Source organism: Microtetraspora sp. AC03309, assembly GCF_020826795.1.
In the GTDB taxonomy this organism is placed as follows: Bacteria; Actinomycetota; Actinomycetes; order Streptosporangiales; family Streptosporangiaceae; genus Microtetraspora; species Microtetraspora glauca.
The window spans coordinates 1-7,015 of the sequence record NZ_JADDIL010000145.1 but is presented as its reverse complement, the minus strand read 5'-3'; the positions used below and the strand labels follow the sequence as shown (position 1 = coordinate 7,015).

At 69.0% G+C, this 7,015-nt stretch carries 5 protein-coding genes; 1 reads left to right on the top strand and 4 read right to left on the bottom strand.

The genetic code is table 11. The features are described 5' to 3' along the window. Positions 1 to 46: 46 nt before the first annotated feature. A complete protein-coding gene (locus IMZ11_RS41280) occupies positions 47 to 616 on the bottom strand; it encodes a hypothetical protein (protein WP_228648828.1) in 570 nt (189 codons plus the stop codon). A gap of 149 nt (positions 617 to 765) precedes the next feature. On the opposite strand from IMZ11_RS41280, the gene IMZ11_RS41275 reads away from it, so the two are divergent. Further along, positions 766 to 981, top strand: coding sequence for a hypothetical protein (locus IMZ11_RS41275; RefSeq protein WP_228648826.1), 216 nt, complete (start codon positions 766 to 768; stop codon positions 979 to 981). Positions 982 to 1,181: 200 nt separating this feature from the next. Here IMZ11_RS41275 and IMZ11_RS41270 read toward each other — a convergent pair whose 3' ends face one another. The 3 genes from IMZ11_RS41270 to IMZ11_RS41260 form a co-directional block, all read right to left on the bottom strand. Beyond that, on the bottom strand, positions 1,182 to 2,036 hold the full coding sequence (locus IMZ11_RS41270) for a hypothetical protein (RefSeq protein WP_228648824.1): 855 nt from the start codon (positions 2,034 to 2,036) through the stop codon (positions 1,182 to 1,184). A gap of 89 nt (positions 2,037 to 2,125) precedes the next feature. After that, complete coding sequence (locus IMZ11_RS41265; RefSeq protein ID WP_228648822.1) at positions 2,126 to 4,510, bottom strand: glycoside hydrolase family 65 protein; 2,385 nt, start codon at positions 4,508 to 4,510, stop codon at positions 2,126 to 2,128. Positions 4,511 to 5,522: 1,012 nt separating this feature from the next. Continuing rightward, positions 5,523 to 7,015: HNH endonuclease signature motif containing protein (locus tag IMZ11_RS41260; protein WP_228648820.1), on the bottom strand; the 1,493-nt coding region annotated here is incomplete at its 5' end.

Here is a 7,015-nt window from a genome sequence, read left to right as displayed (position 1 = left end):
CAGAAATCAGACCGGGACCTGGTCAATTACGTGAGCACAGGGCTGCTCAATTCTGTGATCGTCCACATACCGGCCGGGCCGGAGGCGCGAAGGTGCCGGTCGACGCAGCGCGGATCCAGCGCAACACGGCCAACGGCGCCGCGCCCCATAGGCGCAGCATGAGCCACACCGCGCTCTCACCGCGATACAGCCACCAGCCGGTCGAGACCGCGAGCACGAGGTGCGCCAGCGACATTCCCAGGCCGGGATGGCCGCCGTGTCCGGCATCGGACAGCGCGACCGGCATGGCCTGCATGGCCTGCGTAGGCGGCATCTCAGACGTCGTCGACACATCGGAGATCTCGGACACCGCCGACGTCACGGGCGCGGATAATGCGAACAACTCGTGCAGCAGGACCTGCGCGCCGATCGTCGCCGTCAGCACCACCTCGGGGCCGCGCTCGCGACCGTTGAGCGCGTACGCCAACGCCAGGGCACCCAGGGCACCGAGCGCCATCACATCGGGCGGAACTGGGCCGCCGCCCGCGAGGACGTGTCCGCCCGCGGAGACGCCGACGCACACCGCCGCGAAGACGGTGGCTCGTGGCAGGCGCAGGGCCGGCTCCTCGGGAGACACGACCAGCATCCTTCCAGCCGGGTACCTCGGTGAGAAGTGCGGCCCGCCTGTCAACGGTGGCGGCACCCCGAGGTGCGTGTCCGGCGGGACAGAGGGTTCCGACCTTCACGGTCCTGTACGGCCGCGTATCCCCTTCTTACGTTGAATGCATGTGCGATCTGAATTCTGAGGAAACCCGGCACATCGTCGGAGCCCTGGGAGCGATCGATTCCCTGGCCGAGAAGGTGAGAACACATTCGTCGTCGATCAACGAGACGGCCTACATGGACCACGAGGTCCTGGCCGACCTGCTGGCGACGCTGCGGGACAGCGCCGACGCGGCCCAGCGCTGGGTTGAGGCGAAGCCGCAACAGCACGCCATGTGACACGGCGCTGCCCGCCCCCTGGGACCGGCAGAGCCGGAACCGGGGCCGGGGCAGCGTCACCGCTACTCCGGCTGACGAGGACGCCACCTCCGACCGGGGACGAAAGAGTCCGCGTCCGATCGGGGACGAAGGAGTCCGGGGCGAATCTCACGATCGCGACTCCCCCGGTGCGAGCCGAGATGTGCGGCCGGAGCCGGACGTCACACGTGCTGCTCAAGCGTATCGGGGACGACGATCAGGCCGAGGGCGGCCAGGTCCTCGATCGGCTCGGCGATGTCGCAGGTGCCGTACGAAAGGAACATCCGGCGCACCCGGTCGATGTCATCCGCGCTGAACGCGCGGATCAGATCGGCGACGGCCGCACCGTCACGCAGGGCGAGCAGCTCCGCGACGTCCGCCTCGGAGGCACCGGACGCGCCGGAGACACCGTCCGTCGCCGCGCGGGTGGCGAGCAGGACGTTGAGGAACCCGTGATGCTCGAAGCCGGTGTCCGGCGCGGTGTGCCGCACGGCGTGGTGCAGTCCCGCGGTGCACTTGAACGGCAGCCCCCGGGCCGCGCATCCGACGATCGCCTCCGCGAGCTCTGCCTCCGAAGGGAAGGCCGACGCGACGGTGCCGCCGGTACGGAACTTGGCGAAGAACTCCGTTCCCGCCAGCACGTCGAGAACGGCGGGCCTGGACGGGCCACGCGGTACCTCGACGAACCCGGCGCTCCCCTCAGGACGGCCCGCGCGAAGGGCGGCCACGGCCGCCTCGGCGTCCGCCGCGGTCTCGACGCCGGGCACCTCCAGTGCGGCCGCGTGCGGCAGCGGGCCGAGCCCGGCGATCGCCGCCGCGCCTCCGGTCACCACGACGCTGACCACGACGTCGGCGGGCACCTCGGCGAGCCGTGTGTCCGCGCAGACGAAGGGGCCCACGAAATCGGCGTACCACGACGTGCGATGACGGCGGTGCCCCGGAATCGCCGCGCTCATCGGCGCGTTCCCCGGCGGGAAGAGCGCGGCGTCATCGAACAGCGCGGCGAACAACGCCACCGGTACGGCAGAACCTGTCATGAGATGCTCCTCACCACCACGTCCAGACATAGCCGGATCCTCGCATCCCGCCTCGCGGTACCCAACCCCGGCATGGCGCCGGTCTCCGGCTAAAGGCATTCAGCCGCCGGGAGCGTCTCATCCGGCAGAGGGAAGGCGCGGCTCTCGCGGCGTCCCAGCCTGGCGGATCGGCCGTGCACGGTCACGGCCACGATGTCCGGACCGTCGTCGGCTCGGCCGATCCGGATCTCGCCGGAATCGGCCCGGATCGACAACTCCGCGCCCCGATAGCGGATCCGCAGCGAGAGCCCGGCCAGCCGGTCAGGCAGCAGCGGGTTCAGATGCAGTCCGTCATGACGGATCTCCAGCCCCAGATAACAGCGTTGGAGCAGGTCGAGCGTGCCCGCCATCGCGCCCAGGTGCACACCTTCGGCCGTCGTGCCGCCCTGGACGTCGATCACGTCGGCGGTGAGCGTCTCCGTGAAGAACCGCCAGGACCCCGACCGGTCGCACCGCGCCAGCACCCAGCCGTGCACGACCGCGCTCAGCGTCGATCCGTGGCAGGTACGGGCGAGGTAGTAGTGGACCGTACGGAGGATCATGCCGGGCTCGGTCCGGTAGCCGAGCCGGTCGAGAATCTCCTTCAGTTCCTCGGAGGTGAGCAGGTAGAACAGCATGAGCACGTCAGCCTGCTTGGACGCCTGGTAGCGGTTGGCGCTGTCGCCCTCGGCCTCCAACTCGCGGTCGAGCCGGCGCACGCCGCGATAACGCGCCCAGTCGAGTTCGAGCAGGCCGGAGTAGCCGGTGAACTGGCTGATCACTCCGTCGTGGAAGTCCACACGCATTCCGCGAGTGATGTCCTCCCAGCGCTCCGTCTCGGTGGCGTCGAGGCCGAGCCGCGCGACGAGTTCCTCGTAGGACCGCCGCGGCAACAACCGGAGAGTCTCCTCCGCCCGGAGCAACAGCCAGACCGTCATGACGTTCGTGTACGCGTTGTTGTCCAGCCCCGGCAAGGCGGCGCCCGGGTAGGCGTCGTGGTACTCGTCCGGTCCCATCACGCCGTGGATCTCGTACCTGCCGGATCCGGGGTCGAGTCGCGCCATCGAGGCGAAGAACCGGGCGATCTCGATCAGCAGCTCGGCTCCGAAGTCGGCGAGGAACTCCAGGTCACCGGTGACCAGGTAGTGCTGCCACACGTTGTAGGCGATCGCCAGCCCGACATGACGCTGCAGGCGCGAATGATCTGGCAGCCACCGGCCGGACCGGGGGTTGAGGTGCAGCGACTGCGTCTCCTCCCGCCCGTCGCCGCCGCTCTGCCAGGGGAACATCGCCCCTGACAGGCCCACGGCGGACGCGGCGGCCCGGGCCTCGGGCAAGCGCCGCCAGCGGTAGCGCAGCAGGCCGCGCGCGATCTCGGGGAAGCGCAGGTTCAGCCAGGGCAGTACGAAAAGCTCGTCCCAGAACACGTGCCCCCGGTACGCCTCTCCATGGAGGCCGCGCGCGGGCACCCCCACATCGAGGTCGGCGGTGTGCGGCGACAACGTCTGCAGCACGTGGAAGACGTTCAACCGGACATTGCGCTGCGCCTTCGGAGCGTCGACGTCCAGCCGGGCCCGCCCCCACAACCCGTCCCATGCGACGCGGTGCCGTTCAAGCAGCGGCTCGAACCCCGGCGCGAGCCGTACCCGCCGGACCGCCGTCTCGGAGGGACCGGCGACGGCATGGTCGCGGGACGTCACGAGCGCGACCGTCTTCACCACCACCGTCGGACGGCCGCGCACCAGTTCCAGGGTGTGCTCCCGCGCGATCATCTCCGGGTCCCGCTCGACCTCGTGCCCCGGCGACCTGGCCTCCACCCGCGCGGCGAGCGCGATCACGACCGCCGACGAGCGAGTACGGGCGCGCAGCCAGAGGATGTCCCCGTCCGCCCCGGTGGCGTGGGCGGTCAGGTGATCGCCGCGCAGGTCGCGGTACCGCGGTACGCCGCTGTTGGTCACCCGCCCATCAAGCGCGGCACGTACGAGCAGAGGTCCCGACCAGTTCTCAGCGGTGAAGGTCGTCTCCAACGCGGCCAACAGCGGGTCGGCCATGGAGACCAGGCGGCGCTGCCGTACGACGGTGATCCGGCCGTCCTCGTCCCGGAACCGGATCAGCCGGCGGAGGATGGCATGGCGCAGGTCCAGTTCCTGCCGGTACTCCAGCAGGTCGGTGGTGCGTGGTGAGAACCACCCGGAGCCAGGAGTTGCGAAGGTCAGGGGCAACCAGTTGGGCGCGTTGACCATGTCTTCGTTCGTCACGTCATATCCGGCGACGGACGAGACGAGCCGGTCATAGCAGCCGGCGATGTAGGTGCCGGGATAGTGCACCTCGTCGACCTCGGCCTCCGGCGCCGCCCCCCGGGTGGCGAAGCGCCCGTTGCCCAAGGTGCAGAGGGCCTCGCGCAACCCCTCCTCGTTCGGGTCGAAGCCCTCGTAGGCCAGCGTCCAGGGATCCATCACGCTCCCGTCCGGACAATGGTGCGATCGACAACACCGAGGCCGATGACACCGAGACCGACGGTGGTTCCCGTGGTGCTTCCCGTGGTGCTTCCCGTGATGTTTTGCGTGATGGTTCGTGCTGTGGCGCTCACGCCCATGGTGCTCACGCCTCCAGCGCTCATGCCTCCAGCGCTCATGCCTGGGGCTTACCTCTGGTGGTTATGGCTGCAACCGCGAGACTCGCGGTGGTGAGGTCTGTAGCGGTGAGGCTGATGACGGGCATGCCGGAGCCCTTCCCTCATCACCAGACGGTATGCCCCACCGCGCGATCCGTCCGCACGGCAGACCATCGCGATCCGTCCGCACGGCAGACCATAGGGCCAGGCCACATAGCCCAACCACATGACCGGCCCCCGCGAGCCCTCGGCACGAGACCAGAGCACGTGGGCAGGACGTGTGAGCGGGACATATGGGCGGGGGCGCCAGCCCAGACCGGAAGGACGGATCACAAGCCCGCGAGGCACAGCGGCGTCTCGGGCGCGAAGAGCAGCGGGAAGCGTATGGGGCGAGACATGCCTATTGTTACCAATTAACAACGTAGAGTAGCCAAATCGGGTAAGGGGTCCCACCAGAATGACCTCTACAGGGAAATCGCTCTTGTACGTCGCCGTCTTACGGAGATGTTCATCCAGATGAGGCCCACGCCCACAGTGACGAGGAGCGCTGCAATGATCCCCATCAGCAGTCGCCGGGTTGGGCATTGGGATTGAACTCGGAAGAGTAGCCATCGTTGAAGAAGGCGCTTCCACAGGTCAGGACACTGTGACCGTCGAAGCCCCAGGGGTTCGGAAATAGTCCAGCACCGACACCGGCTGCTATCAAGAAGACCCCGAAAATCCACCAGGCCCTGGTCATGGTCTCATCATGGGATAAAGACCTACAGCCGACAACGGATGAGCCGCCGCCTCCAGACCGGACCCTTCGGAGCGCATTCTGCCAGGAACTCTAAGTGATGCCGACGTTGATGTGATCATGCACGCCTGGCTGCCCGGGGGCCGGTGTAGGTGAAGGCCCATCGTTTGCCGTCCGCCCGGCGGAGTTGGTAGCGGTGGGGGTTTCGGTAGCGGTCGCGGTTGTGGAATTGGCAGGTGGGTCCGAGTTTGTCCAGGTCGGTGGCGCCGCCGTCGCTCCAGTTGTCGATGTGGTCGATCTGGCAGAGGTGGGCGGGTAGGTGGCAGCCGTCGACCATGCAGGTGGCGTAGCGGCTCAGGATGACCTTGCGTTGTGCAGTGGTGGCGCGGCGGACTTTGCGGCCCATGCCGAGGACCTCGCCGTCGGCGTTCATGACCAGGCGGGTGAGGGTGGAGGTGTTGGCCAGGCGGTGGATATCGGAGACGGGCAGGAACTGCCCGGTGGCGAGCAGCAGTCCGGGTAGCGTCCGGCCCGAGATCAACCCGTCGGGTGTCACCCAGTCAGCGGCCCGGCCGCTCCACGCCGGACCCGGCTGCCCCCAGCCCGTCCCCGGCGCATCGCAGCCCGCGCCACCCTCGCCCCGGGCGACACCCGGCTGCCCCCGGTCTGTCCCCGGCGCGCCGCAGTCCGCACCGTGCTCGCCCTGGGCGACACCCGGCTTCCCCCAAACCGCGCCCGGCGCGCCGCAACCCACGCCACCCTCGCCCTGGGCGGCATCCGGCTCGCCCCGGGCGGGTTTTGTCCTGCTGCGGGCCGCGCCTGAGTCGCCCTGGATCGCGCTCGGCTCCTCCTGTTTACCGGCCGACTTGTCCTGCGGCGCGGTGGGTTCACTACAGCAGAGGCCGCGCTGGTTCTGGACGGCGCCCGGCTCGCTGTGGGCCGTATTCGGCTTGCTCTGGTCTGCGCCAGGCGCGCGGGCCGTGGCGTTCCAGGTCGCGGTGTTCGGGGCCGGAGCGCGAAGGCCGGACGTGTCTCGGGTCCCAGTATCGGGAGCGGCTGTGTCATTGACCGCGGTGCCGCAGGTTCCCGAATTGTGAGCTGCGGCTGCCTGATCGGCAGTGTCGTCGATCACGGTGTCCTGAGCTGCGGCGCCCTGAGTTGCGGCGCCCTGAGCAGCACCAGCCGTGTGTGCGAGAACGCTCGCTCCCGTGACCGCTCCCTCTCCCGGTCCTGCTCCCGGTCCCGGTCCCGTTCTGGATTCTGTGCCCGCTTCCGTGCCCGTTGGGGTTCCTGTTCGGGTGGTGGCGGCGCTGTCGTGGGCGGTCGTGTCCTGGGCGGTCGTGTCCTGCGCGGTTGTGTCCTGCAGCGCGGTTGTGTCCTGGGTGGTCGTGTCCTGCGCGGTTGTGTCCTGCAGCGCGGTTGTGTCCTGGGTGGTCGTGTCGCATGTGGAAGCACCGGTCGGGTCGTCCGGGAGGGACTCGGCGTTGACCAGCACAAGGAGTTCGGTGCCGATCTGCTGCTCCAGCACGGCGATCAACGTGTCAGCGTTCCGCACCCGCAGCGGCCGGTCATCACCCACAGCCCGAGGCTTGGCATACGCGTCCAGCAGAC

What these genes read in the sequence shown, in the direction of transcription:
- IMZ11_RS41275 (WP_228648826.1), top strand. Translation starts at nt 766, where the DNA reads ATGTGCGATCTGAATTCTGAGGAAACCCGGCACATCGTCGGAGCCCTG.
- IMZ11_RS41270 (WP_228648824.1), bottom strand. Translation starts at nt 2,036, where the DNA reads ATGACAGGTTCTGCCGTACCGGTGGCGTTGTTCGCCGCGCTGTTCGAT.
- IMZ11_RS41265 (WP_228648822.1), bottom strand. Translation starts at nt 4,510, where the DNA reads ATGGATCCCTGGACGCTGGCCTACGAGGGCTTCGACCCGAACGAGGAG.